Below are 24,024 nucleotides of genomic sequence, written 5' to 3'. Positions count from 1 at the left end.
CGACTCCGACTCCGGAAAAACTACCGACATGGCACAGGCTCCAGTCTCCCACCCGCCCCTGCAGGGCGGGCAACTCGTGCTCGGGACGATCGCGGTATCGCTCGCGGTGTTCATGAACGTGCTCGACACGTCCATCGCGAACGTCGCGATCCCGACCATCTCGGGCGACCTCGGCGTATCGTCCGACCAGGGTACGTGGGTCATCACGTCGTTCGCGGTCGCGAACGCGATCTCCGTGCCGCTGACGGGTTGGCTGACCGATCGCTTCGGACAGGTTCGCCTGTTCCTCGCGTCGATCCTCCTGTTCGTCATCTCGTCGTGGATGTGCGGGCTGGCGCCGACCCTGCCGTTCCTGCTCGCGTCGCGCGTGCTCCAGGGCGCGGTCGCGGGGCCGATGATTCCGCTGTCGCAATCGCTGCTGCTGTCGAGCTACCCGCGCGCGAAGGCGCCGATGGCGCTCGCGCTGTGGTCGATGACGACGCTGATCGCACCGGTCGCGGGCCCGATCCTCGGCGGCTGGATCTCCGACAACTATTCGTGGCCGTGGATCTTCTACGTGAACATCCCGGTCGGCATCGCCGCCGCGCTGGCCACGTGGTCGATCTATCGCACGCGCGAATCGACGGTGCGCCGCGCGCCGATCGACGGCGTCGGCCTCGCGCTGCTCGTGCTTTGGGTCGGTTCGCTGCAGATCATGCTCGACAAGGGCAAGGATCTCGACTGGTTCGCGTCGACGACGATCATCGCGCTCGCGCTGATCGCGGTCATCTCGTTCGCGTTCTTCGTGATCTGGGAGCTGACCGCCGAACATCCGGTCGTCGACCTGTCGCTGTTCCGCATGCGCAATTTCACGGGCGGCACGATCGCGCTCGCGGTCGGCTACGGGCTCTACTTCGGCAACCTCGTGCTGCTGCCGCTGTGGCTGCAGACCCAGATCGGCTACACGGCCACCGATGCGGGCCTCGTGATGGCGCCCGTCGGGCTGTTCGCGATCCTGCTGTCGCCGCTGACCGGCAAGTTCCTGCCGCGCACGGACCCGCGCTACATCGCGACCGCCGCGTTCCTGACGTTCGCGCTGTGCTTCTGGATGCGCTCGCGCTACACGACCGGCGTCGACGAGTGGTCGCTGACGCTGCCGACGCTCGTGCAAGGCATCGCGATGGCCGGTTTCTTCATCCCGCTCGTGTCGATCACGCTGTCCGGCCTGCCCGGCCATCGCATTCCCGCGGCGTCGGGCCTGTCGAACTTCGTGCGGATCATGTGCGGCGGCATCGGCACGTCGATCTTCCAGACCGCGTGGGATCACCGGAACAACTTCCACCACGCGCAACTGGTCGAGCAGGCGAACCCGTATAACCCGACGTTCAACCAGGCCGTCACGCAGATGGGCAACCTCGGGCTAACGCAGAACCAGGCGCACGGCCTCATCAACAACATGGCCACGCAGCAGGCCGCGCAACTGGGCGTGAACGATCTGTTCTACATCTCGGCGGCGATCTTCGTGCTGCTGATCGGACTCATCTGGATCACGAAGCCCGAACGCGCGGGCGGCGGCGATGCGGGGGCGGCGGCGTCGGCTGCGCACTGAACATTGAGCACCGCGCTCGAACGCGCGCGCCAAACAAAATAGCCCGGTCGATTCCGACCGGGCTATTTTTTTATTCCGACGGCGGCGCTTGCGCGCCGCGCATCACGCAGCCGTCACGACCAGGCGTTCGGGTGCGAGCACGCCGTTGGCCTTGCGCGCCACGCCGAGCAGCCGTGCCGCATCGTATACGCGCACACGCTCGCCCTCCGCCGCATCGATCGGATCGAGCGCCGACAGCGGCAAGCGCTGACCATGCAGGAACCGCTTCGCGCCGGCTTCGTCGAGACGCACCAGCGGAAACGTCGACAACAGCGCGTCGACCGGCTGAAGCCACGCATCGCGCGCCGCTTCGTCCGCATCGGACAGCGCGTCGAGCGTCACCGCATGCTCGAGCGTCAGCGCACCGACACCCGTACGACGCAACATCGTCAGATGCGCGCCGCAACCGAGCGCTTCGCCGATATCTTCGGCCAGCGTACGCACATACGTGCCCTTGCTGCAGGTCACGCGAAACGTCACGTCCGGCAGCTCGCAGGCCAGCAGGTCGAGTGCAAGAATCGTCACGTTGCGGCCTTCCCGTTCGACGGTCTGGCCCGCGCGCGCATATTCGTACAGCGGCTTGCCGTCGCGCTTGAGCGCCGAATACATCGGCGGCACCTGCACGATCTCGCCGGTGAAGCGCACGAGCGCGGCTTCCACCGCCGCGCGATCGCATTCGACCGCGCGTGTGTCGAGCACGTCGCCTTCCGCGTCGCCGGTGGTCGTGCGCACGCCCAGACGCATCGTCGCTTCGTAGGTCTTGTCCGCTTCCAGCAAGTCCTGCGAGAACTTCGTCGCCTCGCCGAAGCACAGCGGCAACAGGCCCGAGGCCAGCGGATCGAGCGTGCCGGTGTGACCGGCTTTCTTCGCGAGAAGCAGGCGCTTCGCGCGAATCAGGGCGTCGTTGCTCGACAGGCCGACCGGCTTGTCGAGCAGGAGGACGCCGTCCAGCGCGCGCCGGGGCACGCGCGGACGCTGGGAGGCTGCATTCGTCATAGGGCGCGCGCGCTCAATCGTCCTTCGCGGGCGCGTCGGCTTCGTCGTCGTCCTTCGCGCGCGTCGAGTTGGCCTCCTTGATCAGGCGCGACATTTCCACGGCCTTCTCGATCGTCTGGTCGTAATGGAAATGCAGCGTCGGCACCGTATGAATGTGCAGGCGCTTGAACAGCAGGTTGTGAAGGTGACCCGACGCGTGGTTCAGCGCTTCCTGCGTCTTGTCCGGATCGCCGGTCAGCGCCGTGAAATAGATCTTCGCGTGCGCGTAGTCCGGCGTGAGCTCCACGCTCTGGATGGTCACGATACCGATGCGCGGGTCTTTGACCTCGCGCATGATGAGTTCGGACAGATCGCGCTGAATCTGGTCGGCGATCTGAACGTTGCGATTGGGGGAAGTACGTTTCCTGGACATGATCCATCCCTGATTCGTTTATCAGGATAATGCGGCCGCCGTCTGGCGCGCCGCCATGAAAATGGGCGGGACAGGCCCACAAGCCTGCCCCGCCCACGAGCCGATACGCGACGATTACAGCGTACGCGCGACTTCGGTCACTTCGAAGACTTCGAACTGGTCGCCTTCGGTGACGTCGTTGAAGTTCTTCACCGACATACCGCACTCGAAGCCTTGCTTCACTTCCTTCACGTCGTCCTTGAAGCGCTTCAGCGATTCGAGTTCGCCCGTAAAGATCACGACGTTGTTGCGCAGTACGCGCACCGACGACGAGCGCTTGACGATACCGTCCGTGACCATACAGCCGGCGACCGTGCCGATCTTCGGCACCTTGAACACCTGGCGCACCTCGACCATACCGGTGATGACTTCGCGCTTCTCCGGCGCCAGCATGCCCGACATCGCGGCCTTCACCTCATCCACTGCGTCGTAGATGATGTTGTAGTAGCGGATGTCGATACCGTTCGATTCGGCCAGCTTGCGCGCCTGTGCATCCGCACGCGTGTTGAAGCCGATGATGACCGCCTTCGATGCCGTCGCGAGGTTGACGTCGTTTTCGCTGATGCCACCCACCGCGCTGTGCACGATCTGCACGCGCACTTCGTCGGTCGACAGCTTGAGCAGCGACTGCACGAGCGCTTCCTGCGAGCCCTGCACGTCCGCCTTGATGATGAGCGGCAGGTTCTGCACTTCGCCTTCGCCCATCTGCTCGAGCATGCTTTCCAGCTTCGCGGCCTGCTGCTTCGCCAGCTTGACGTCGCGGAACTTGCCCTGGCGGAACAGCGCGATTTCGCGCGCCTTGCGCTCGTCCGGCAGTACGATCACTTCCTCGCCGGCACCCGGCACTTCCGACAGACCCTGGATTTCGACCGGGATCGACGGGCCGGCTTCCTTCGTCGGCTTGCCGTTCTCGTCGAGCATCGCACGCACGCGGCCATAAGCCGAGCCTGCGAGCACGACGTCGCCGCGGTTCAGCGTACCCGACTGCACCAGGATCGTCGCGACCGGGCCCTTGCCCTTGTCCAGCTTCGCTTCGATCACGATGCCCTTGGCCGGCGCCTCGATCGGTGCCTTCAGTTCCAGCACTTCGGCCTGCAGCAGCACGTTCTCGAGCAGGTCATCGATACCGACGCCCGTCTTCGCCGACACCGGCACGAACGGCGAATCGCCACCGTATTCTTCCGGCACGACGCCTTCAGCGACCAGTTCCTGCTTGACGCGGTCCGGGTTCGCTTCCGGCTTGTCGATCTTGTTGATCGCCACGACGATCGGCACGCCACCCGCCTTCGCGTGAGCGATGGCTTCCTTCGTCTGCGGCATCACGCCGTCGTCGGCAGCCACCACCAGCACCACGATGTCGGTCGCCTTCGCGCCGCGTGCACGCATTGCCGTGAACGCTTCGTGACCCGGCGTATCGAGGAACGTGATGACACCGCGCGGCGTTTCGACGTGGTATGCGCCGATGTGCTGCGTAATGCCGCCCGCTTCGCCCGCTGCAACCTTCGCGCGGCGGATGTGGTCGAGCAGCGAGGTCTTGCCGTGGTCGACGTGGCCCATCACGGTGACGACCGGCGGACGCGGCAGTTGCTCCGCATCGGTGGTGGTCTCGCCTTCGACCAGCAGCGCTTCCGGATCGTCCAGCTTCGCGGCAACCGCGCGGTGGCCCAGTTCCTCGACGACGATCATCGCCGTTTCCTGGTCCAGCACCTGGTTGATCGTGACCATCTGGCCCATCTTCATCATCACCTTGATGACTTCCGAGGCCTTGATCGACATCTTGTGCGCGAGATCGGCAACCGAGACGGTTTCCGGCACGTGCACTTCACGCACGATCGGTTCGGTCGGTGCCTGGAACGTCGATGCGCTGTCCTGGTGACGGCCACGACCCTTCGGGCCGCCGCGCCAGCCGCGGTCGACGCCGCCGCTCGAATCGCCGCGCGTCTTGATGCCGCGGCGCTTCGCTGCGTCGTCCTGCCAGCCGCCCTTGCCGCCACCCGGCTTCTTGTTGCGGTCGCCCGCACCTGCCGGTGCCTGCGTGGTCGCCGGCGCTGCGCCGGCCGGCTTCTTCACGGCCGGACGTGCCGCGCTTGCGCCCGCCGGCTTTGCCGGCTTGTGCAGCGTGCCCTTCGCTTCGACCGGCTTCGGCGGTTCCACCGGCTTCGGCGGCTCGACTGCCTTGACCACGGCCTTGCGCGGCGTGTTCATCATTTCGCGGATCGCGCGCGCTTCGGCCTCGGCCGCCTCGCGACGCTTGCGAATCTCTTCCTGCTCGGCGCGCGTCTTGTCCGCCGCCTCGCGGGCAGCGTCCTCGGCCTTCTTCGCCGCTTCGCGCTGGGCCGCACGTTCGGCGGCCGCGCGTGCTTCGTCCTGCGCGGACTGCGCTCCGGCCGTTTCCTGCTGAGCCTCGGCGGCCTGCTGGGCAGCAGCCTGCTGTGCCTCTACGGCTGCGGCCGCGGCACGCTTCGCTGCCGCTTCTTCCTCGGCACGACGACGCTGGGCTTCGGCCGCTTCCTCGCGGGCGCGGCGCTCGGCTTCCTCGCGCTCGAGGCGCTCCTGGCGCTCGCGCAGTTCCTGCGCCTGCTTCTCGAGCAGCTCGGCCTCGCGGCGCGCTTCTTCCTCGCGACGCTTCAGTTCCGCATCGTCGTCCGCTTCGGCGACCTGCGCCTGACCCTGTTCCGCACCTTCGGCCACGTCGTCGCGCTTGACGAACGTACGCTTCTTGCGGACCTCGACCTGAATGGTGCGAGCCTTGCCCGTCGCGTCAGATTGCTTGATCTCCGACGTATGCTTGCGGGTCAGCGTGATCTTGCGCTTGTCGCCGTCGGTTGCGCCGTGCGACTTGCGCAAATGATCGAGCAGACGCGCCTTGTCCGCCTCGGACAGCGCATCGTCTTCACTCGCTTTCTGGACGCCCGCTGCCTGCAGCTGTTCGAGCAGCACACCAGCAGGCATTTTCAGTTCCGCGGCAAATTGGGCTACGTTGTTACTCGCCATTCATTCCTCTTAGTGCAAGGACCGATTCCTTGCGGTTAGCATCGGGTCAGGCCATAAGGCCGCCATCAAATCAGTGCGCCATGGTCATTTCTCACTGGAACCAGTGTTCACGTGCTTTCATGATCAACGCCTTAGCGGCATCCTCTTCCATCCCGGTCATGTCGACCAGTTCATCCACAGCCAGCTCGGCGAGATCGTCCCGCGTCTGCATGCCGTGTTCGGCCAGCTTTGCGAGCAACTCCGGCGTGATGCCGTCGAGGCCCTTCAAATCCAGCGCTGCGTTTTCGACCTTTTCTTCGTTCGCGATCGCCATCGTCAACAGTGCGTCGCGTGCGCGGTTGCGCAGCTCGTGCACGGTGTCCTCGTCGAATGCCTCGATTTCGAGCATTTCGTTGAGCGGCACGTAAGCGATCTCTTCGAGGCTCGTGAAGCCTTCGTCGATCAGGATATCGGCAACTTCTTCGTCGACGTCGAGACGCGCCATGAAGAGCGCACGCAGTCGATCGCGCTCTTCACCCTGCTTCAGGGCGGATTCGTCCGGCGTCATGATGTTGATCTGCCAGCCGGTCAGTTCGCCGGCAAGGCGAACGTTCTGACCGCTGCGGCCGATCGCGACAGCCAGCTCGTTCTCGTCGACGACGACGTCCATCGAGTGCTTTTCTTCATCGACGACGATCGACTGGACGGCTGCCGGCGCGAGCGCGCCGATCACGAACTGGGCGGGATCCTCGGACCATAGCACGATGTCGATGTTTTCGCCACCAAGCTCGTTGCGCACGGCCTGCACGCGGGAGCCGCGGATGCCGACGCAGGTACCGATCGGATCGATCCGCTTGTCGTAGGCGATCACGCCGATCTTCGCGCGCACGCCCGGATCGCGAGCGGCTGCCTTGATTTCGAGCAGGCCTTGCTCGATTTCCGGCACTTCCATCTCGAACAGCTTCATCAGGAACTCGGGCGCCGTGCGCGAGAGTTCGATCTGCGGACCACGCGCGGTGCGGTCGACCTTCGCGATGTACGCACGCACGCGGTCGCCCACGCGCAGGTTTTCCTTCGGAATCAGCTGGTCGCGGCGCAGCAGCGCTTCGACGCGGCCCGATTCGACGATGAAGTTGCCCTTGTCGAGGCGCTTCACCGTGCCCGTCATGATCTTTTCGCCGCGCTCGAGGTAGTCGTTCAGGATCTGCTCGCGCTCGGCATCGCGCACCTTCTGCAGGATCACCTGCTTGGCGGCCTGCGCGCCGATACGGCCGAACTCGATCGACGGCACCGGCTCCTCGACGAATTCGCCGACTTCGACGTCGGGGTTCTGCTCACGCGCTTCGAACAGCAGGATCTCGCGATCCGGCTCCTGCAAGCCTGCCTCGTCAGGGACGACGAGCCAGCGACGGAAGGTTTCGTGCTCGCCGCTTTCGCGATCGATATGGACGCGGATTTCGGCGCCTTCGTCGAACAGCTTCTTGGAAGCGGACGCGAGCGCAGCCTCGAGGGCGCCCAGCACCACATCCTTGTCGACGTTTTTCTCGCGCGCCAGCGCATCCACCAGCATCAACACTTCGCGACTCATTATTTGCGGCTCCTAAAGTCAACTTGCGGAATCAGGCGGGCTTTGTCGATGTCTGCCAGCGTGAAATCCAGCATGGCCGCCTCGCCCTTCTTCCCCTCAAATTCCAAACCGATCGTTTCGCCATTCGGCGCGTGCAGAATGCCGCGGTACGTCTTGCGCCCGTCCAGCGGCTTTTTCAAGGTCACGGAAACTTCGCTGCCGGCGAAGCGCTCGAAGTCGGCCAGTTTCTTCAACGGGCGGTCGAGCCCCGGAGACGAGACTTCGAGCCGTTCGTAATCGATGTTTTCGACCGTCAAGACGTGCTGGAGCTGACGCGTGACCTTTTCGCAATCTTCGAGCGAGATGCCGGCAAGCTGATCGATATAGATGCAAAGCATGCCGCGCCCGGTGCGCTCGAGATCCACCAGCTCGTAGCCGAGCCCGGTGACCGTGGTTTCTATCAGTTCCGTCAGTTGCACAGTGTCCTCTCAGGTGTTCGCGCCCGCCGCTCGCGATTACACCCGCGGGCGCGCGCCTTAGCCGGCGCAGGAAGCGCTACCCGAGATGCCTAACCGTTTCAGCAAAAAAAAATGGGCGGAACGCCCATCTTCTTACTGGTGGTCGCACCTGAGCCGCACATTGAATCCGTACGCCCAGCGACTCTGCGATTATAGCGTTTTTTGGCGCAAACGCCAAGCTAGCCGGTAAATGCAGCGCCCAGTCCGCATTTGCCGACCAAAAATGCGAAACCGGACTGTCCGACCAGGCACAATCCGGCAGCGATATATATATACAGTCGAAAGCAAGTCACGCAGCGCACGTGCCGACCGAACCGGATTCATGCCGATTTCGCCGGCGCGCCGGCGGCTTAACGCCGCCGTCCGCCGGAAACGCTCAGCGACCGCGCGAGCGATTGCGCTGCGGGCGCTGGCCACCGCGTGCACCGCCACCGGCGTTGCCGCCGCCTTCGGCGCGATTGCCGTTCGGGTTGCGGTTACCGCCGCCCTTGCTGCCGCCACGCTTGGCACCCGCGCCGCCTTCACGCTTGGGACCGGCGCCATACGACGCACGATTGCCGTCGACGTCGCGACCGCCACCCGAGCGGTTGCCATGGCCCGACGGCGAAACCGGCAGGCTGCCGTAGCCGCTCAGGCCCGGCAGGCCGGGGCCGCCGCGCCGACCGCCGCCGCGACGCGGCTGGTCGAGTTGACCATGCGTCGTCAGCACCGGCTCACGGCTGATGAAGCCCATTGACGTCTGCATCGGATCCGGCTGGCGGCGCTCGGCCGGCCCACTGCCACCGCGCTTGCCCTTTTCCTCGGACGGCGCCTTCAGGCCGACGGTCGCCATCAGCTTGCGCACCTGCGCCTCGTCGAGCTCTTCCCAACGACCGCGCTTCAGGCCGCGCGGCAGTGGGATCGGGCCGTGGCGCGTACGGATCAGGCGGCTCACCATCAGGCCGGCCGCTTCGAACATACGGCGCACTTCGCGGTTGCGGCCTTCGGCCAGCGCAACGTGATACCAGTGGTTCGTGCCTTCGCCGCCGCCGTCGCGGATGCGCAGGAAGTTCGCCGGGCCGTCATCGAGCTCGACGCCATGCAGCAGCTTCTGCCGCATCCCTTCGGACAGCTCGCCGACGACACGCACCGCATACTCGCGCTCGACGCTGTAACGCGGATGCATGAAGCGGTTCGCGAGATCGCCGGACGTGGTCAGCATCAGCAGACCTTCGGTGTTGAAGTCGAGGCGGCCCACCGCGAGCCATTTCGCCGTCTTCATCGGCGGCAGGCGATCGAACACCGACGGACGACCTTCCGGATCCGCATGGCTGACGATCTCGCCCGTCGGCTTGTGGTACAGCAGCACGCGCGGCGGCTTGTTCGGCAGCTTGCGCTTGACCGGCTTGCCGTTGATGCGGACCTGGTCGGTCGGCATGATGCGCTGGCCGATGTGCGCAGGCTCACCGTTCACCGACACGCGGCCGGCGACGATCAGCTCTTCCATTTCGCGACGCGAGCCCATGCCCGCTTCCGCGAGCACCTTGTGAAGCTTCGGCGCGTCGTCGTCCGGCGACAGCACGCGCTTGTTCGTCGGCTGGGTGCGACCGCGCCGCAGCATCGGTGCACGCACGCCGCTGCCGCCCGCGGAGTTGTCCGCGTCGAAGGCCGGCGACGTCACATAGGCGAACAGATCGTCCTGCGACGCTGCATCGCCTTCGGCCTTCGCCGCGCCGCCCTCGGCTTTCGCCGGGCCGCCACGCCGCCCCTGGCCGCCTTGTCCGCCCTGCGCACCCTTGGGTGCACCTTCACGCTTGGCGGCCGGCTTGCGGCCGCCCCTGGCCGCGCCTTCCTTGCGCGGTGCGCGCGCGGGCTGCGCTTCGGCGGCCTCGGCCGGCGGCGCGTCTGCGCCTTCGCCGTCCTGCGACTCGCCCTCGGCGCCCTTCGACTTGGTCGCCGCGCGGCGACGCGCGATCAGGCTGCGCGGACCGCGCCGCAGGCCGCGGCGGGGACGCTCGTCACCACCCGCGGCCGGAGCGTCCTGCTCCGGCGCATCGTCGGCACGCGCGGCCTGTGCGGCAGGCGCGGACGATTCAATATCGTGGATATCTGTCAAAACAACCTCAAAATGTCAGGTCTCGCGCCCGGCGCGGGCGCGGCAAGAAGTCGGCCGCGATCAGGCGCGGCGCTGTTCGGGTTCTGCTTCGTCGTCCGGCAGCGCGTCGGCGCCGATGGGCGCACTGGCACTGCGTACGGCATCGGCAAGGCTGTCGGACGTATCGTCCAGCATCTCGCCATCCGCGGGACCGGATCGTGAGGCGCCGGCGTTTCCAGCCTCGCCCGGCATGTCGCCGAGCGCCTCCGCTCCGTCTCCGGCAACCACGTCGGCGGCCGGCTTGCGATCTTCCTCGTTCCACTCCGCGCGCGGCGGCTCGGACTGCCCGCCGGCCGGCGCTGCTTCGGCGCCGCCCCGTTCGGTTTGAACGCGATCAGCTTCCAGCGTATCGCGGTTCGGTATTTCGTGCGTCGACGCGACGTCCGTCGCCGCGTCGCCCTGCAATTCGTCCGGCTGCGCGTGCGGTTCGTCGACCGCCGCTTCGCCGGCTTCCGGCGCCGCTTCCACCGCCGGCACGTCGCCGTCGAAGTCCATCGCCTGCTGCGCGAGCAGCGCTGCCTCGATGTTCGCGGCGGGCTCCTCGAGCGCGGGCAGGTCGTCGAGCGCCTTCAGGCCGAGATCGTCGAGGAACTGCTTGGTCGTCGCATACAGCGCCGGACGCCCCGGCACGTCGCGATGCCCGATCACCTCGATCCAGCCGCGATCCTCGAGCTGCTTGACCACCTGTGTATTGACCGTGACGCCGCGAATCTCTTCGATGTCGCCGCGCGTGACGGGTTGCCGATACGCAATGATCGCGAGCGTTTCGAGCACCGCGCGCGAATATTTCGGCGGCTTCTCGGGATGCAGTCGATCCAGGTAGTGACGCATCGCCGGCTTGCTCTGAAAGCGCCATCCGGTTGCCAGCGCCACCAGTTCGACACCGCGGCCGGACCAATCCTGTTTCAGATCTTCGAGCAACGTGCGGACCGTGTCAGCCGACACGCCGTCGGCAAAGAGCTTGCGCAAATCGCCGAGCTTCAGCGGTTCCTGCGCGCAGATCAAAGCAGTCTCGAGGACGATCTTCGCCTCTTGGGTATTCATGCAGCTAGGCCAGACCCTGTGGTCAAACGAACCGGATCAAACAGACGAAAGTAACGGAAGACGCGCTCGCCCGATTCTGATCGGTCATATTGATGGGAGCACGAACCGGGGGCGGCGAACCAACTTCAAGCCAGGCCCAAACCGGACGGAACAGCACGGCTCAACGACGGAACCGCGTGACTGAGCGCCATATTACGCAAATTCGCCCTGTGCGTAAAGATGAGCCGAACGGCCCGCCGTTCCGCGGGCCCCGCGGCGCTCCGTCCCCGCTTCAGCGCGGGCCCGCGCCCCGCGCGAGGAAGCGGCGCAAGCGCTCGACGCCCGCATCGAGCCGCGCCGGATCGCATGCATAGCACCAGCGCACGAACCCTTCCCCCTCCGGGCCGAATGCGCGCCCCGGCGCCAGTCCCAGCCCTGTCTCACGCACCAGCGACTTGCAGAACGCGAGGCTGTCGTCCGCGCCGGGCAAGCGCAGGAACAGGTACATCGCGCCCGATGGAGGCGGCACGTCGACGCCCGGCAGCGTGCGCAGCGCGGCAACGAGATGGTCACGCGCGCCGCGCAGCGCCGCGACGAACGACTGCACGAACGGCTCGCCATCGCGCAGCGCGACTTCGCCTGCAGCCTGGATGAACCCGGGCGCGCACGACGTGTTGTATTCGACCAGCTTCGACAGATCGCCCATGACCGGCGCCGGCGCGACCAGCCATCCGAGCCGCCAGCCCGTCATCGCCCAAGCCTTCGAGAACGAATTCACGACGATCAGCCGCTCGTCGCGCGACGCGATATCGAGGAACGACGGCGCGCCGGCCGCACCGAACGCGAGTCGTTCGTACACTTCGTCGGCGACCACCCAGATGCCGTGACGTCGGCAATGCGCGAGTACGGCCTGCTGGTCGTCGCGGGACATCGTCCAGCCGGTCGGATTGTTCGGCGAGTTGACGAACAGCATCCGCGTGTCGGGCGTCAGCGCCGCGAGCAGCCGGTCGATATCGAGCCGCCAGCCCGCATCGCCATGGCCGAGCGGCACGCATTCGACCTGCGCACCGAGTATCTTCGGGATTTCGACGAGGTTCGGCCAGAGCGGCGTGACCGCGACGACGCGATCGCCCGGACCGACCAGCAGTTGCGCCGCCAGCATCAGCGCGCTCACGCCCGAACTCGTCACGGCGACTGTATCGACCGGCGTCGCGCCGTGCCGCGCGCTCACGTACGCCGCGATCGCGCGGCGCAGCGGGGCGGTGCCGAGGTTCTGCGTATAGAAGGTTGCGCCGTCGCGCAGCGCCGCCGCGGCCGCGTCGCGAATGAATGCCGGCGTCACGCGATCGGATTCGCCGAACCAGAACGGCAGCACGTCGGGCACGTCGAAGCCGGCGTTCGCCACTTCCCTGATCAGCGACGGACGCAGCGCCTGGACTGCGCTGCGTGCCGCCGGCGCGCCCGTCGCCGGGCCGGCATCTGCGGAATGCGTCATCGAGAACTGCCCCCGTGGAACACGATCCGCGCAGTGTACCGGCGTGCGCGCCGGATCCGCACCGTCAGTCGAGGTCCTCCGCTCGCGCCGGCATCTGGCGCGCGAGCTCCCAGATCGCCTGCGCGGCGGGCGACAGCGACCGGTCGCGGCGGCGCACCAGTTCGACGGTGCGCTCGGTACGCGGCGTCAGCGGCCGCGCGACCAGCGTCGATCCTGCCGGCAGCGGCAGCGACAGCCACGGCTGCACGCTCACGCCGACGCCGGCCTCGACGAGCCCGAATACCGTCGCCGAATGCCCGAGTTCCTGCATGACGGTCGCATTCACCCGATGGGTGGCCAGCGCAGCGTCGATCAGCGGCCGGCTTCCGGACGCATGGTCGAGCAGCACGAGGCGCTCGCCGTCGAGTGCCGTCCACGGCACCTCGGGCCGCGCCGCAAGCGGATGATCGGCGCGCGCGACCAAACAGAACGAATCGGTCATCAACGGTTCGCACACGAGATCGGCCACGGTAAGCGGGCCGATGACGACACCAAAATCGACCTCGCTCGACTTCACCTTGCGCAGTACGTCGCTCTGCACGTCGTCGCGCAAGCCAAGCGTGACGAACGGGAACTGGCGCTCGCACGACGCGACGACACGCGGCATCAGCCGGCACGCGATCGTCGGGCTCGCGGCGACGATCACGCGCCCCCGCCGCTGCTCGCCGATCTCGCGAATCTCGCGCAGCGTGTCGTCGAGATCGTCGATCAGCCGGGACACGCTCGCGATCAGGTTTGCGCCGACATCGGTCAACTGCACGTCGCGCGTGGTCCGGTCGATCAGCTTCAGCCCGAGCTCCGTCTCGAGCTCACGCACGCAACGGCTCACCGCGGACTGCGTGAGCCCGATCTCATCGCCCGCGCGGCTGAAGCTCCTGAGCCGCGCTACCTCGATGAACACGCGAAGCTGGCGCAGCGTTACGTTCATCCCTTCACCTCATCAATCGTGGATACCGATGCGCGATTTTAATGCGCGAAACACGCTTCGAGGTGCGAATCCGGTATCGACCACCCATGTTTCGCTGCGGTGCAATATTCGCGCGAACGCACGCGGTACGGGCGAATTGCACAAGATTGGTGATTGTCCCGATTTGCTGCCGGGTTATTTTGGCGTCTTATACGCCCCTAGCTGACTTAGCCGTTAGCCCGCTGCCAAGCGGCTCTCGAGGGAATCGCCTCCGACGTGGCACACATCGTGCTTTATCTGACGCACAGGGCGCAGGTTTTCGTCGGACGGGAAGGCAGAAACGCCGCTGCCGGCCAACCGGACGCCCCCACCCGGCACTCGACGTTCGAGTGCCTGAAGAGTGCGCGGCGCAGGGCAGCGCACCGGAGTTAGCTTCGCTGAGGTGAGGACATGATGCTGTTCGACGATTTGAGAGATAACGAGTGGGCGCTGGTCGAAGGTCTGTTTTGCTCGGAACCCGCACGAAGCGAACGGCGCGGCCGTCCCCGCGTGGAGGCCCGTTCCGTGGTCAATGCCGTGCTGTGGGTACTGTCGACGGGTGAAGGCTGGTCCAAGCTGCCGGGCCGCTATCCGTCGCCGCCGACCTGCCGCCGTCGCTTCGACGAATGGCAGGCAGACGGTACGCTCGCCGAAATCGTCAAGCGACTCGGCACGAGCGGCCGCCAGATCTCGTTGCGCGGTCGCATCGGGGCAAGCGCGGCGAAGCCGCCTGCACCGCCGAGCCGCGACCGGCTGCGCGGCGCCTTCTGGACCAATCCGGAATCCTGGCGCGCCCCCGTGAAGATGGCGTAACGCATGCTCGATCGGGCGGCTTCGGCCGCCCGGTTTCTTTCAGGCGCCCCGTTCATTGCGCGGCGCTCGCGTCGTCGTCGACCACCGCTGTCGTGCTGCGATACATCTCTTTACTATTATTTACAGCAAACCTGCACTCCCGCGCTTACCTTAGCGTCATATCAACAAGCTGCGCCGGCGGCTTGAAGGGAGCCCCCGCCATGAAACCAATGTCACTGCTCGTCGCATGCGGCATTGTCATTTCACTGGCGCTGACCGCCCCCGCTCGCGCCGATGATCGCGGCAAGCAGCCTCACCGCCAGCAAGAACACCGGAATTCCCTTCGCCAGCAACCGCCTGCCACGGCGTCCAATCGGCAGACCGTGCCGCGCGGCGACTTGCGCGGCGACATCGCCAGCAACGCACGCGCGCGCATCGGCTCGCAGCCGACCGAGCTGCCGCGCCATCCGTAGCCCGGCAACCTGCCGGTTTTCGTCAAAGAAAATTCCCCGATTCGGGAACTGCTCGATATGCGACGAGTCACATTCGTTGCCATGAGCACAGCATGGCAACAGCAAAAGTATCCGGTACGCCCGTATCCTCGCGATACGGGCTTTTTTTCGGCGTGTCGCGCAGGGCTGCGCGAGGACAGGCGCGCGCCGCTACAGGCGGCTTTCGAGAATCGCCACGGCGCTGGCTTCGCTCAATGCGTAGTCGTCCATGCGGCGATCGGTCCAGGAAAGTAATTTCTCGTCGCGCTCGAGGCGCGCGCATTCGGCTCGACCGTTGTCGGTCAGCACCGCGATGTCGACCGGCGCATGAAAACCCGGTGCGGGCGCAACGGTCTTCTGCCTGACCGTGTCCATCAGTCCTAGCGACCGGAGATACTCGAACACGCCCGGGCGGCGCGCCCACGGTACCTGGCGGTACTGCACTCGTCTCAATGCGTCGAGCACCGCTTCGTTGGAATACGTGGCCATCTCGATTCTTTCTTAAAGTGCAGCGACAATGCGAAGCGGCGTGCCGGGCGGGAGCTCCGCCCGCCGATACCGCCACCGATTCTGGAGGCCGACGTTCGACGTCGCGTTAGGGCCAGATCGTCAGCCGTCCATAAAAAGACACCATACCCCAATCAAATTGATTCTGTTCGATTCGTTTGTACTTCTCTTCATCTGTTTCATGCTCTGCCGCAAGCGGCGGCGACAGATCGCGATCGCCGGCGCCGCGGTGTTCTGGCTGCTCGCGACCGGCTGGCTCGCGGCACCGCTCATCGCGTGGACCGAGGCCGGCGTGACGCCGGTCGAGCACCCCGACATGCACGGCCGGACCACACTGATCACGCTCGGCATCGGCACGCGGCGCGGCGAAACCGGCCTGCAGGCGCCGCCCGACGGCGAAGCGCGCATCCGCACGACCGCCGCGCTCTATCGCACGTGCGTGCAGCAGGCCACTCGCTGCACCGTGGTGATGTCGGGCGGCGACCCGCAACATCACGGCGAAACCGAGGCGGCCGTCTACGGACGCCGGCTGGTGGCGGAAGGTGTCGCCCCCGGCGACCTCGTGCTCGAGCCGAACAGCCGTACGACCTACGAAAACGCGAAATTCACTGCTTCTATACTACGCTCACAACATGACGACACGCGCATTCTCGTCGCGTCGTCGTACCAGATGCGCCGCGCATTGCTCGACTTCCGCCACTTCGGCATCGATCCGCAGCCCGTTTATTCGAATCGCCGGCGCGCACAACTGGGCTGGCTGCCCCGCCGGGACAACCTGGAAAACGCGAACCGGGCATTGCACGAGCTGGTCGGCATCGCGCAATTTCACGTCTATCGATGGCTCGGCTGGTTCTGACGGCGCCACGGGCAGCGGGGGTGAGAGCGACGGTTTCGCCCCGGATGGCAGGCGCGTGACGGAACGCACGAAGTGTTGCGCGACTTCAACGGGGCCTTGCGCTGCGCCTCGATCCGGTGCACATTGATCCGTCACTTTTGTTACACTCGACACGCACTCGATTGCAGTCGCCAGACAAAACGGCAACATTCGGGTTCATCACCACTTAGCGGAGGTAAAGCAATGAAGAAGACGTCCCTGGCTATTCTGGTCGCGATGTCGGCGCTGACTGGCGCAGCGTATGCGCAAGAGAGCACGCAAATCCAGACCATCACCGATCCGGCAAAGATCGCCGAGATCGAGCAGCGCGCACAGGCACTGCAACAGCAGCAAGCAGCCGAGGCTGCACAGCCGGCGGCGCAGGAAGAGCATCACCACGTCAAGAAGGCGATGCATCACAAGGCAGCGAAGAAGGCCGCCAAGAAGGCGGCTCCGGCAGAAGCTGCCAGCCAGTAAGTTCGGCGGCACCGCACAAGCGAAAAGCCGAATCCGGGCAACCGGGTTCGGCTTTTTTGGTTGCGGCGCCCGCGCGTTGTGCTAAAGTCGCGCACCGAAATTTTCCACCCGTGCGCACCCCGGTGCGGAGGACAGCATGAGCAACATTCAACTCGACATCGAGTGGACCGAAGAAGCCACTCGCAAGATCAAGCAACTGATGCCGCGCGGCTCGACCGACGCGTTCCTCGCGCTGCCGCCGATCGAGTGCCTGCCGATGGAGGGCGACGTGCTTTTCCTCGGCCCGCAAGGCAAGCAGCAACCGTTCATCGTCGCCGAGCGCCAGTATCATCACGACGGCGATGCCGACTGGACGATCATCCTGATTCTCGACGTACCCAGCACGTCGCACTGACGGATCGCAGCGGCCGGCAATGCGTCCGGCCGCCTTGCCCCGCTCAAACGAACCTCCACGGCGCGCGGATCCCGGAACGATCGATCCGTCCGCGACCGCTCCGCGGCAAGCCGGAATGTGCGTCAAACGCACATGCGCGGCCAATGCAGCCCCGCCTCCCAGCGCTCGACCAATACGAATCCTCGCGGCTGGATCGGCATGCATTCGCTTTGCCGCCCCAAAAAAATTGCCCGCGCTTCAGAAGAAGCGCGGGCGAAACCGTCGCCCTACGAGGAAAGGCGACGGGGCCATCGGGATCCGCGCATCGCGCGGATCGTTATCGGGTTTTGCGCCGGCGCTCGGAGCACCGGCATCTGAAGACATCGGTCGGACGGTCGAGACGCCGCCCGCTCTCTGACGCCACCCTCCCTGTTTTCACGATTCCACCTTATAAAGCAGTTTGTGTGCCAGGCGCACTTACGAAAGTACGCCATTGATCCATAAGGATATTTTCTGCGGTCATGACGATGTAACACCTGTCCAGCGGCCGTAACGCGCGGATGTTACGTAACGTCACGAGAAGGGATCGAACGTCCCGCACACGCCAACGCGCGCGACAATGAAAAAAGCCCGCCGGAAGGCGGGCTTTTCGAAGGCCGGGATCGTGCCGCGATCAGCGCAGCTGATTCACGAGCAGCCCCATGATTTGCCGGGCCGGCGTCGACGTATCGATCGCACCCGAATCGTCGACGACTGCGACGCGCGTCTGGTCGGACGACAGCGCCTTCACGTTGACGCGATACTGCTTCGCCTGCTTTTCCTTCTTGCCGTGGAACAGCTGGCTCCAGAAGCCCTGCTCGGCCGCGCTGATGTCCTTCGGATCGACATAACGCACGAAATACAGGCCCTTCGTGCGATCGCGATCGTCGACCGTGAAGTTCGCGCGATCGAGCGCGAGGCCGACGTGCAGCCACGAACGGTCGTACGGCTCGCCGAGCGTGACTTCGGACGGCACCGCAGCCGAGTCGACGTCGTTCGCTTGCGACGACGTACGCGCGACGTTCTGCGCGGCGATCGCCGCGGCGGCAGCCTTCGATGCGTCGGTGTCCGCCTTCTTGTCCTTCGGCACCGTGTTGTCGTTGATGTTCGCAATCGGCGGCTCGCCGTTCTTCGCGCGCTGCTCGTTCTGGGCGAGCACTGCCATCAGCCGCTTCAGGTATTCCGTCTCGAGCGCCGGATCGTTCGGCTTCGCTTCCCACTTGCTCGAATCGTTGTTCGCACCGGTGATCGCCTCGCGCATGCCCTTCTGGCTGATGAACACGTAGGTGCCGCCGTTCGGCGCCGAATCGAGGCGCGTGCGGTACTTGTTGCGCTCGGCCGTCACGTACGAGTTGCCCATCGCCTTCGTGATCACGCTACGGATCAGGCCGTCGTTGATCTGCGGGTGAGTTTCGTTCCAGTCGGTTTCCATCACGCCCTTGTCGCGCTGGTCGACGACGAGCAGGAAGCCCTGCTCCTGCCAGAAGCGGCGAACCTGCGGCCAGATGTCGGCGGGCTTCTTGCCGTCGATCACGAGCCAGCTCTCGGTGCCGTCGCGCTGGATATGCATGCCGGACACGGCGGGCGCGACGGTGTCCAGCGCGGGTGCCGCGTGCTGGACCTGCTGAAGCGCAGACAGGGAAGTCGCGCCGCCCTGCGGCGGCAGCGAACGCTGATCGGCCGTCTCGTCAAGCATGTTGGGCGGCACTGCGAGCGACGCTTCCTTCGATTTCGAATCGCTCTTGTAGTCCACTTTCGTGGGCGACGACGTACCGCAACCGGCGACGAGCGCGCCAGTGGCGAGCACTGCAGCGAACCGCATGGTAAGACGAAGATCAGTCATGTTCGGGGAATCCTCTTCCGCTAAATCACGGCGCTTTCCGTGGATCAACCTTGCATTTTACCGGGGCCGCGCCGGGATGTGCAAAAAAGCGACGGCCAAGAAAAAACCCGCGTCAGCCTGAACTGACGCGGGTTCTTTATCTGGTCGGGGCGAGAGGATTTGAACCTCCGACCACCTGCACCCCATGCAGGTACGCTACCAGGCTGCGCTACGCCCCGAAAGAAAAAAATTATAACAGACAGTTCGCCGGTTTAGAACGGGTCGCATGCATTTTGTGAATGTTCCTGCGAAATTTTTCCGAGATGGCGTGACAGCACGTGGCGGCCTCGACGCGAGCGGCAACGCGCATCCGGCCTCACCCACGAGCCGGCGATACGATCCGCCAGATGCTCACCGCTTGCGCGCGACGCAGATGACCGTGAGGCCCGCCATCCGATTGAACCGGAACATCGGCAACTCGGCCCGGCAGATCAGCTTGAGCAAACCGTTGACGACCGGATGGTGCCGGCGCAATTGCGACGCCGGTTCACGCGGTTGCCGACGCGCGCGTTCGCTCAGCCGCATTGCCGCCGCGAGCGGAAACGTGAGGCCGAAGTAGTACGCGCCGTGCTCGACCTCCAGCCCCGCGCGACGTGCGACGTCTTCAAGACCGTCGAGCGTGTACCTGCGCTTGTGCTCGAGAAAATCGTCATGCGCGCTCCAGAGGAACTGAAACGCGGGAACCGTGATCAGGAACCGGCTGCCCTTGGGCGCACCCTCCACATATCGCGCAAGCAACCCGACATCGTCATCGACGTGCTCGAGGACATCCATCAGCAACACGAGATCGGCATCGAATCGATCGACGGCGCGGCGAAAATGGACAGGCTTGCCGGCCGCCTCGCCGTCGGTATCGTCGGGGTAGCTCGTATCGACACACCACGCTTCGGTCGCCTGCGTGCGCTCGAGCAAATGCTTGGAAAAGAATCCCGAGCCCGCGCCGACGTCGAGGATCCGGCTCGCATCCGGCGAGCCCAGGAACCGACGGATCGCGCGCGCCTTCGACGCGTAGTACCAGTGATCGCCTACATCCGCTCCCAATACGTCGAGTTCCTTCAGATCCATGACGCCTCCCCCGTGTCGGCCACCATGCTGATCCATCCAGCCACTGATGCCGATCTTACCGCGCCTCGGCCGGCGCACCCACGGCAAGTTGCGCGAATCGCACCGGCAACCCACGTCGCGTCCTAATCGAAAAGGACGATGGCCGTTTCGCCGCGGATCGCTACCGTGCGCTTACCCGGCGCGAGATCGACGCGAAAGCGACGCGCACGGCGCATCGTCCGGCTGCACATGCTGGTCTGATCGGCCGTGCCGGCGACGACAGCGATACCGCGTCCGTCGCCGCCCCGCCCCCGCACGAAAACCCGCGTCAGCCCATGTCGGCGCCCGGTTTGACGATCGGTTCAGCGCGCCGCCCGCCCCGGCCGCAAAACCAAACGACCGTTTGATCTTGCCGCCGTGCCACCGGGAATCCATTGTCCTGTTGTGCGCCGCCCGGCCTTGCCCGCACGCCCGTTGTTTGGTGACGCCGCTCTAGCGCGCTATGCCACACTGCACGGCATCGACGTCCGCGCCGCACATCGGCCGCGCGCCCTCGTCGATCACGACAAGACCTGGAGACAGACGATGCGGAATGCGGTCCGGCGCGGCCATCGCACGCCTTTGGCAATTCTCGACTGGATGGCTGCCCCGCGACGCGCGGCGGTCTCGGTTTCGCACGGCACCTCCCGTGCACTCGGCTGCGGCGCGCTGGCGCTCGCGCTGCTCTGCGCCGGCTGCGCGGAACCAGCCGCGCAGCGTGACGGCAACGCGTCGGTCGCCTCGACGAAGATCGAGCGCGCCAAGGCCGAACGTCTCGCCCATGAACAGCAGATCGCCCGCACCGTGCCGTCGCTCGCGTCGATCAGCCTCACGCAGCCGCGCCCGTTCACGCTGCGCGACTCGGGCCAGAACGGTGCGATGACGTTTCTGCGCGATGTCGACTTCCGCATCGTCAACAACCTCGGCTTCTTCATCCATCAGCTGTCCGCGACACTCGTGCCGACGCAGGCCGGCGCGCCGATCGTGTTCGACGACCCGACTAGTTTCGAGATCGACGTGCACGAAGGCACGGTCACGCTCGACAACACGAAGCTGACCGCACTCTTCGACACCTACATCTTCGGTTACCGCAACGCACCGCTGCGCAAGCTCGCCGTCTCGGCCGGCGACGGCGTGATCCATCTGCAAGGCGAGATGCAGCGCGACGGCTGGGTGCCGTTCTCGCTGACTGGCACGCTGGCGATCCGCGACGGCAGTCAGCTCGTGTTCCATCCGACCGGCGTGCGCGTATCGGGCATCAATGCGCAGCCGGTGATGCGCGCGGCCAACGTGAAGATGGCCGACCTGCTGAAGGTCGAGACACCGATTGCGCGGCTCGTCGGCGACGACCTCGTGATGTCGGTCGACAAGCTGATGCCGCCGCCGCGGCTGAAGATCCGGATCACCGCGCTGCGCGTGACGCCGGCCGGGCTCGACCTGACGCTCGACGACGGCTCGCACGCCGGCTTCGCGCTGCCCGCGAACGCGCCGCAACAGGCGATGTACATCCGCGGCGGCGACGTGAAATTCATGCGCTCGATGCCGATGAACGCCGACATCCTGATCAGCCCCGTCGATCCGGCGAAGCGCGACCGGAATTTCGTGTTCGACCTGTATCACTATCGCGACCAGGTATCGGCCGGCTATTTCAATTTCGACGAAAGCGGTGCGATGGCGATCCGGATGCCGTCGTATGCGGGGCCCGCGAGCGGCGCCGCGCTGGGCAAAACGGCCGCCCGCCTGAACGACAGCTTCCTCGCCGCGCAGCAGAACGCGTTGCGCGACTTGCGCCAGCACTGGGAAGCGTTTGCGCTCGCGGCCGCCGCAGCGCAGCCCGGCATGCAGAAAGTCGCGATGCGGCGCTCGTCGACCACGCCGTTCAACGAACGGCACGTGTCGAACCGCAACCCGACGATCCACCTGCACAACGTCGACTTCAACCTGTCCGGCGACATCGGCTTCCATGTCGAGGATCTCGACGTGCAGCTCATCGCGAAACGGCCGGGCGAGCCGGTCGACCTCGACGATCCGAACCAGTACGACATCCGCATTCTCGGCGGAACGGTCGTCGAATCGTGGAAGGCGATGTCGGCGCTCTTCAACAACTATCTGCTCGACTATTCGCCGCGCTCGCTGAACGACCTGCAACTGAGCGCGGACGGCGAGGACCTGCGCGTGCAGGGCGGCATCAAGCTCTGGAATCACGTGCCCGGCGTATGGCTGCCGACCGACATGAAGGGCTCGCTGTCGGTGCTCGACGACCGGCACCTCGCGTTCAAGCCGTCGCAGGTTTCGGTGCTCGGCATTCCGCAGGCGCAGCTGCTGCGCTCGCTCGGCATCGAACTCGCGTCGCTGACGCCGATGCAGCGCCGCGGCGCGGAACTGCGCGGCGACACGCTCGTACTCGATCAGTACACCGTATTTCCGCCGCCGGTTTTGAACGGAAAACTCGCGCAGGCGACGGTCGAACGCGACGGGCTGCGCCTCACGTTCCGGCGTGCCGCCGACGCACCCGTGCCGAAGCGGCCGCAGATCGACGCGCCGAGCTACATGTGGATGGAAGGCGGCGACATGAAGATGTTCAACGTGCTCGAACTGAATGTGCGCGCGCTGATCCGGAATTCTGCCGAGGCCGGCCCGATGCGTTTCGACCTGTACGGTTACCGCAGCCAGGTCGCGCAGGGCTCGGTGCGGATGCTGCCGGACGGCACGCTGGTCGTCGACATGGGCAAGCCGAATCCGCTCGCAGCGCGCTGATAGCGCGGGCTCGCACGCATGAAAAAAGCCCGGTGGCACTTCGCCAACCGGGCTTTGTTTCGAGCGTCATGCTCAGTCGCGCTTCAATCCGTCGATCACGTCGAGGAGCGCCTGCCGCAACGCGTTCACATCGACCGTCTCACCCTGCTGGCCCGCCGCACGCTCATCGGCACCGGCCACGTCCGGCTCGGCCGGTGCCGGGGCGCCGCGTTCGCTGCCCGGCGAATCGAGCCGGTTGCGCGCCCCGTTGATCGTGAACCCTTGTTCGTACAGCAACTCGCGAATCCGCCGGATCAGCAGGACTTCGTGATGCTGGTAATACCGGCGATTGCCTCGCCGCTTCACCGGCCGCAACTGCGTGAATTCCTGTTCCCAGTAACGCAGCACGTGCGGCTTGACCCCGCACAGCTCACTGACCTCACCGATCGTGAAGTAGCGCTTCGCGGGAATCGGAGGCAAGACGACTTTCTCAACCGTAGTGGTCATCGTCGGTTAACCGTCGGTAAAGGGTGCGCGGCGGCCGCGCGGAGACGTCAACGCGCGGCGTCATTCCACGCCGTTTTCGACCAGCGCTTTCAGCTTCTGGCTCGCGTGGAAGGTTACGACCCGGCGGGCCGCGATCGGAATCGCCTCGCCCGTCTTCGGATTGCGGCCCGGACGCTGCGGCTTGTCGCGCAGCTGGAAATTGCCGAATCCCGACAGCTTGACGCTTTCACCGTTTTCGAGCGCGTCGCGGATCACTTCGAAAAAAGCCTCGACCATGTCCTTCGCTTCACGCTTGTTCAGCCCGACGCTGTCGAACAGCAGCTCCGCCAGTTCCGCTTTCGTCAGCGTCGGCGTCTCGGTGGACGCCGGCGCCGAAGCGTCGCGGTTCATGGCGCTGCGTTGCGCCGTCAGGAGGGCTTCGAATTCACTCGAGGTCATGTCGTTCATATCTGCCATACAGCGCGTTAAACCAAAACTTGCGAGGGGAAAAAGCC

At 65.6% G+C, this 24,024-nt stretch carries 20 protein-coding genes, 1 tRNA gene and 1 pseudogene; 7 read left to right on the top strand and 15 right to left on the bottom strand.

Annotated elements, in window-relative coordinates; all coding sequences use genetic code 11:
* Window positions 1–28 precede the first annotated feature (28 nt).
* Window positions 29–1,588: a DHA2 family efflux MFS transporter permease subunit gene (locus tag ACP26O_RS07555; protein WP_011656691.1), complete on the top strand. Its 1,560-nt coding sequence runs from the start codon at window positions 29–31 to the stop codon at window positions 1,586–1,588.
* A gap of 102 nt (window positions 1,589–1,690) precedes the next feature.
* Here ACP26O_RS07555 and truB read toward each other — a convergent pair whose 3' ends face one another.
* From truB to ACP26O_RS07510, 9 genes are all read right to left on the bottom strand, one after another.
* Window positions 1,691–2,623 carry a tRNA pseudouridine(55) synthase TruB gene (gene truB, locus ACP26O_RS07550; RefSeq protein ID WP_175665105.1) on the bottom strand — a complete coding sequence of 311 codons (933 nt, stop codon included), beginning with the start codon at window positions 2,621–2,623 and terminating at the stop codon, window positions 1,691–1,693.
* Between the two features lie 13 nt (window positions 2,624–2,636).
* Window positions 2,637–3,035, bottom strand: a complete 399-nt coding sequence (rbfA, locus tag ACP26O_RS07545) for a 30S ribosome-binding factor RbfA (RefSeq protein WP_006752288.1) — start codon at window positions 3,033–3,035, stop codon at window positions 2,637–2,639.
* 114 nt (window positions 3,036–3,149) lie between these two features.
* Complete coding sequence (infB, locus tag ACP26O_RS07540) at window positions 3,150–6,068, bottom strand: translation initiation factor IF-2 (protein ID WP_175660682.1); 2,919 nt, start codon at window positions 6,066–6,068, stop codon at window positions 3,150–3,152.
* 91 nt (window positions 6,069–6,159) lie between these two features.
* A complete protein-coding gene (nusA, locus tag ACP26O_RS07535; protein ID WP_006757628.1) occupies window positions 6,160–7,635 on the bottom strand; it encodes a transcription termination factor NusA in 1,476 nt (491 codons plus the stop codon).
* The gene (rimP, locus tag ACP26O_RS07530; protein WP_006752291.1) at window positions 7,635–8,093 is read right to left on the bottom strand and encodes a ribosome maturation factor RimP; all 459 of its coding nucleotides are present in this window, start codon (window positions 8,091–8,093) and stop codon (window positions 7,635–7,637) included. Before rimP ends, nusA begins: the two co-directional genes overlap by 1 nt.
* Window positions 8,094–8,508: 415 nt before the next feature.
* Window positions 8,509–10,227 (bottom strand): 23S rRNA pseudouridine(2605) synthase RluB, encoded by a 1,719-nt coding sequence (gene rluB / locus ACP26O_RS07525; RefSeq protein WP_175665104.1) that lies wholly within the window; start codon window positions 10,225–10,227, stop codon window positions 8,509–8,511.
* 60 nt (window positions 10,228–10,287) lie between these two features.
* Window positions 10,288–11,310, bottom strand: coding sequence for an SMC-Scp complex subunit ScpB (gene scpB / locus ACP26O_RS07520; protein ID WP_175665103.1), 1,023 nt, complete (start codon window positions 11,308–11,310; stop codon window positions 10,288–10,290).
* A 271-nt stretch (window positions 11,311–11,581) separates the two neighbouring features.
* Window positions 11,582–12,784 carry a pyridoxal phosphate-dependent aminotransferase gene (locus ACP26O_RS07515; protein ID WP_175665102.1) on the bottom strand — a complete coding sequence of 401 codons (1,203 nt, stop codon included), beginning with the start codon at window positions 12,782–12,784 and terminating at the stop codon, window positions 11,582–11,584.
* Window positions 12,785–12,848: 64 nt separating this feature from the next.
* On the bottom strand, window positions 12,849–13,751 hold the full coding sequence (locus ACP26O_RS07510) for a LysR family transcriptional regulator (RefSeq protein ID WP_011656685.1): 903 nt from the start codon (window positions 13,749–13,751) through the stop codon (window positions 12,849–12,851).
* Window positions 13,752–14,183: 432 nt separating this feature from the next.
* Between ACP26O_RS07510 and ACP26O_RS07505 the strand changes: the two are divergent.
* A pseudogene (locus ACP26O_RS07505) lies at window positions 14,184–14,579 on the top strand (transposase); the annotation flags it as partial.
* 203 nt (window positions 14,580–14,782) lie between these two features.
* A complete protein-coding gene (locus ACP26O_RS07500) occupies window positions 14,783–15,034 on the top strand; it encodes a hypothetical protein (protein ID WP_011656684.1) in 252 nt (83 codons plus the stop codon).
* Between the two features lie 189 nt (window positions 15,035–15,223).
* Here the strand turns inward: ACP26O_RS07500 and ACP26O_RS07495 are convergent, their stop codons facing one another.
* Window positions 15,224–15,541: a hypothetical protein gene (locus ACP26O_RS07495; protein WP_006754206.1), complete on the bottom strand. Its 318-nt coding sequence runs from the start codon at window positions 15,539–15,541 to the stop codon at window positions 15,224–15,226.
* 199 nt (window positions 15,542–15,740) lie between these two features.
* Between ACP26O_RS07495 and ACP26O_RS07490 the strand changes: the two genes are divergently transcribed.
* The 3 genes from ACP26O_RS07490 (at window position 15,741) to ACP26O_RS07480 (ending at window position 17,304) form a co-directional block, all read left to right on the top strand.
* A complete protein-coding gene (locus ACP26O_RS07490) occupies window positions 15,741–16,415 on the top strand; it encodes a YdcF family protein (RefSeq protein ID WP_012363737.1) in 675 nt (224 codons plus the stop codon).
* Window positions 16,416–16,637: 222 nt separating this feature from the next.
* Entirely contained in the window at window positions 16,638–16,910 is a 273-nt protein-coding gene (locus ACP26O_RS07485; RefSeq protein ID WP_011656682.1) for a hypothetical protein, read from the top strand.
* 136 nt (window positions 16,911–17,046) lie between these two features.
* The gene (locus ACP26O_RS07480; protein WP_006758856.1) at window positions 17,047–17,304 is read left to right on the top strand and encodes a hypothetical protein; all 258 of its coding nucleotides are present in this window, start codon (window positions 17,047–17,049) and stop codon (window positions 17,302–17,304) included.
* A 652-nt stretch (window positions 17,305–17,956) separates the two neighbouring features.
* Here ACP26O_RS07480 and bamC read toward each other — a convergent pair.
* From bamC to ACP26O_RS07465, 3 genes are all read right to left on the bottom strand, one after another.
* Window positions 17,957–19,165 (bottom strand): outer membrane protein assembly factor BamC, encoded by a 1,209-nt coding sequence (bamC, locus tag ACP26O_RS07475; RefSeq protein ID WP_011656681.1) that lies wholly within the window; start codon window positions 19,163–19,165, stop codon window positions 17,957–17,959.
* Between the two features lie 141 nt (window positions 19,166–19,306).
* A tRNA-Pro gene (locus ACP26O_RS07470) sits at window positions 19,307–19,383 on the bottom strand.
* A gap of 172 nt (window positions 19,384–19,555) precedes the next feature.
* Window positions 19,556–20,269, bottom strand: coding sequence for a class I SAM-dependent methyltransferase (locus tag ACP26O_RS07465; protein ID WP_011656680.1), 714 nt, complete (start codon window positions 20,267–20,269; stop codon window positions 19,556–19,558).
* A gap of 564 nt (window positions 20,270–20,833) precedes the next feature.
* Between ACP26O_RS07465 and ACP26O_RS07460 the strand changes: the two genes are divergently transcribed.
* Window positions 20,834–23,044 carry a hypothetical protein gene (locus tag ACP26O_RS07460; RefSeq protein ID WP_175665101.1) on the top strand — a complete coding sequence of 737 codons (2,211 nt, stop codon included), beginning with the start codon at window positions 20,834–20,836 and terminating at the stop codon, window positions 23,042–23,044.
* Window positions 23,045–23,116: 72 nt separating this feature from the next.
* On the opposite strand, the gene ACP26O_RS07455 is transcribed toward ACP26O_RS07460, so the two are convergent.
* Together ACP26O_RS07455 and ACP26O_RS07450 are read right to left on the bottom strand one after the other, a co-directional pair.
* Window positions 23,117–23,530: a MerR family transcriptional regulator gene (locus tag ACP26O_RS07455; protein ID WP_165751305.1), complete on the bottom strand. Its 414-nt coding sequence runs from the start codon at window positions 23,528–23,530 to the stop codon at window positions 23,117–23,119.
* Window positions 23,531–23,590: 60 nt separating this feature from the next.
* Window positions 23,591–23,977 (bottom strand): integration host factor subunit alpha, encoded by a 387-nt coding sequence (locus ACP26O_RS07450; protein WP_006753316.1) that lies wholly within the window; start codon window positions 23,975–23,977, stop codon window positions 23,591–23,593.
* Between the last annotated feature and the right edge of the window lie 47 nt (window positions 23,978–24,024).

It is taken from the genome of Burkholderia sp. R-40 (assembly GCF_049942845.1).
GTDB classification, from domain to species: domain Bacteria; phylum Pseudomonadota; class Gammaproteobacteria; order Burkholderiales; family Burkholderiaceae; genus Burkholderia; species Burkholderia ambifaria.
Note: the sequence above shows the minus strand (reverse complement) of the source record. Positions and strands in the feature narration are given on the sequence as shown.

What these genes read in the sequence shown, in the direction of transcription:
- ACP26O_RS07555 (WP_011656691.1), top strand. Translation starts at nt 29, where the DNA reads ATGGCACAGGCTCCAGTCTCCCACCCGCCCCTGCAGGGCGGGCAACTC.
- truB (WP_175665105.1), bottom strand. Translation starts at nt 2,623, where the DNA reads ATGACGAATGCAGCCTCCCAGCGTCCGCGCGTGCCCCGGCGCGCGCTG.
- rbfA (WP_006752288.1), bottom strand. Translation starts at nt 3,035, where the DNA reads ATGTCCAGGAAACGTACTTCCCCCAATCGCAACGTTCAGATCGCCGAC.
- infB (WP_175660682.1), bottom strand. Translation starts at nt 6,068, where the DNA reads ATGGCGAGTAACAACGTAGCCCAATTTGCCGCGGAACTGAAAATGCCT.
- nusA (WP_006757628.1), bottom strand. Translation starts at nt 7,635, where the DNA reads ATGAGTCGCGAAGTGTTGATGCTGGTGGATGCGCTGGCGCGCGAGAAA.
- scpB (WP_175665103.1), bottom strand. Translation starts at nt 11,310, where the DNA reads ATGAATACCCAAGAGGCGAAGATCGTCCTCGAGACTGCTTTGATCTGC.
- ACP26O_RS07515 (WP_175665102.1), bottom strand. Translation starts at nt 12,784, where the DNA reads ATGACGCATTCCGCAGATGCCGGCCCGGCGACGGGCGCGCCGGCGGCA.
- ACP26O_RS07510 (WP_011656685.1), bottom strand. Translation starts at nt 13,751, where the DNA reads ATGAACGTAACGCTGCGCCAGCTTCGCGTGTTCATCGAGGTAGCGCGG.
- ACP26O_RS07500 (WP_011656684.1), top strand. Translation starts at nt 14,783, where the DNA reads ATGAAACCAATGTCACTGCTCGTCGCATGCGGCATTGTCATTTCACTG.
- ACP26O_RS07495 (WP_006754206.1), bottom strand. Translation starts at nt 15,541, where the DNA reads ATGGCCACGTATTCCAACGAAGCGGTGCTCGACGCATTGAGACGAGTG.
- ACP26O_RS07490 (WP_012363737.1), top strand. Translation starts at nt 15,741, where the DNA reads ATGCTCTGCCGCAAGCGGCGGCGACAGATCGCGATCGCCGGCGCCGCG.
- ACP26O_RS07485 (WP_011656682.1), top strand. Translation starts at nt 16,638, where the DNA reads ATGAAGAAGACGTCCCTGGCTATTCTGGTCGCGATGTCGGCGCTGACT.
- ACP26O_RS07480 (WP_006758856.1), top strand. Translation starts at nt 17,047, where the DNA reads ATGAGCAACATTCAACTCGACATCGAGTGGACCGAAGAAGCCACTCGC.
- bamC (WP_011656681.1), bottom strand. Translation starts at nt 19,165, where the DNA reads ATGACTGATCTTCGTCTTACCATGCGGTTCGCTGCAGTGCTCGCCACT.
- ACP26O_RS07465 (WP_011656680.1), bottom strand. Translation starts at nt 20,269, where the DNA reads ATGGATCTGAAGGAACTCGACGTATTGGGAGCGGATGTAGGCGATCAC.
- ACP26O_RS07460 (WP_175665101.1), top strand. Translation starts at nt 20,834, where the DNA reads ATGCGGAATGCGGTCCGGCGCGGCCATCGCACGCCTTTGGCAATTCTC.
- ACP26O_RS07455 (WP_165751305.1), bottom strand. Translation starts at nt 23,530, where the DNA reads ATGACCACTACGGTTGAGAAAGTCGTCTTGCCTCCGATTCCCGCGAAG.
- ACP26O_RS07450 (WP_006753316.1), bottom strand. Translation starts at nt 23,977, where the DNA reads ATGAACGACATGACCTCGAGTGAATTCGAAGCCCTCCTGACGGCGCAA.